The 1,662-nt window shown below is 80.0% G+C and carries 1 protein-coding gene and 1 pseudogene; both read left to right on the top strand.

Annotation, left to right across the window (positions count from 1 at the left end; all coding sequences use genetic code 11):
• Positions 1-130: 130 nt before the first annotated feature.
• Positions 131-940 (top strand): hypothetical protein, encoded by an 810-nt coding sequence (locus MCM47_RS40310; RefSeq protein ID WP_238951788.1) that lies wholly within the window; start codon positions 131-133, stop codon positions 938-940.
• A gap of 1 nt (position 941) precedes the next feature.
• Positions 942-1,662, top strand: a pseudogene (locus MCM47_RS40305) (hypothetical protein); the annotation flags it as partial.

Here is a 1,662-nt window from a genome sequence, read left to right as displayed (position 1 = left end):
GGGACGAACCTGCCGGTAGCCGAGATGCAGTGAGAACGCGCCTTCGCCGAGGCGCGGCACACGGAGCGTGACGGGTGGGGTGGAGGTGTCGGACTTGAATCTTTGCGAACGGATGTTCGATCCTGGGGGTGTGCCCGTTTTCGAATCCGTTTTCGAATCCACCGCCGAGCGGCAGCCGCTCCGCCCGGTGGTGTCGGCGGCTGCGCTCGGCGGCGGGGAGGGGAGCGGGGGCCGCGGGCTGCTGCCGGTGCTGCCGGCGCTGGGGGAGGTGCTGCCGGAGGGCGGGCTGCGGCGGGGGACGGCGGTGTCCGTCGGGGGCGCGGACCTCGGGCTGCTGCTGGCTCTGGCCGCCGGGGTGCGGGAGTCGGACGGCGGGTGGGCGGCGGCCGTCGGGCTGCCGGAGCTGGGACTGGCCGCGGCCGCCGGGTACGGGCTGGACCTGCGGCGGCTGCTGGTGGCGGACGACCCCGGGCCGCACTGGGCCGAGGTGGTGTCGGTGCTGGCCGGAGCGGTCGAGCTGATCATGCTGCGCCCGGACGGGCCGGTGGTGCCGAAGCTGGCGGCCCGGCTGGCGGCCGTGCTGCGGCGCAGCGGCTGCGTGCTGCTGGTGGCCGGGCCGTGGCCGGGGGCGGGGCTGCGGCTGGGCGTGCGGTCCGCGCGGTGGTTCGGGCTGGGGGACGGGCACGGCCGGCTCACCGGGCGGCAGGTGGAGGTGGTCGCCGAGGGGCGCGGGTCCGCGGTGCGCGGGCACACCGCCCGGCTCTGGCTGCCGGACGAGCACGGCGCCGTGCGGGCGGTGGGCGAACCCGCCGGGGCGGCCGGCGGGACGGGGACGTTCTCCGGGATCGGGACGGCCGGCGCGGTCGGCGTGGGGGAGACGGAGGAGGACGTGGCGTCGGGGGCCGCCGGAACGGGCCTCGAACGTATGGCGGTGGTGTGAGATGACCGAGGGCAAAGCGGCACCCGGAGCCGGCGGCGCGGCCGTGACCCCGCGGGTGCTGGTGGTCTGGTGCCCGGACTGGCCGGTGACGGCGGTCGGCGGGGACGCCGGTGCCCCGGTGGCGGTGGTCGCCGGGGGCCGGATCCTGGCCTGCTCGGACGCGGCCCGGGCGGCCGGGGTGCGGCAGGGGCAGCGGTTGAAGCTGGCCCAGCGACTCTGCCCGGCGCTGCAGCTGCGCGACCGGGACCCGGAGGCGGAGACCCGCCGGTTCGAGCCGGTGGTCGCCGCGGTGGAGGCGTTCACCCCCCGGGTGGAGGTGCTGCGCCCGGGGCTGTGCGCGATCCCGGTGAAGGGGCCGAGCCGGTACTTCGGCGGCGAGGAGGCGTTGGCGGCCAAGGTGCAGGCGGCGGTGGCGGCCGCGCTGGCCCGCCCGCCGGCCGAGCGGTCCGGGAGCGGCCCGGCCGGGGGAGCCGGGCCGGACGCGGGTCCCCAGCCCCCCCCCGCCGATGCCGAGGCGGGCGCCGCACACCCGGCCGGGTCGACCCCCGCGCGGGCCGACACCGACCGCGGCACCGACCCCGCCCCCACCGCCGGCACCCCCCGGCGCGAGCGCGGCGCGGCGGCGGTCACCCCGTTGCACCCGGCGGACGCCGACCGGGCCGGGGCCCGCCGCCGGGCGGCGGCCGTGGACGAGCTGTTCGCCGCCGCGCCGGCCGCCCGGG

It is taken from the genome of Kitasatospora sp. A2-31, from assembly GCF_022288725.1.
Taxonomy (GTDB): Bacteria; Actinomycetota; Actinomycetes; order Streptomycetales; family Streptomycetaceae; genus Kitasatospora.
The sequence above is the reverse complement of the archived record's forward strand: the minus strand, read 5'-3'. Positions and strand labels throughout refer to the sequence as shown.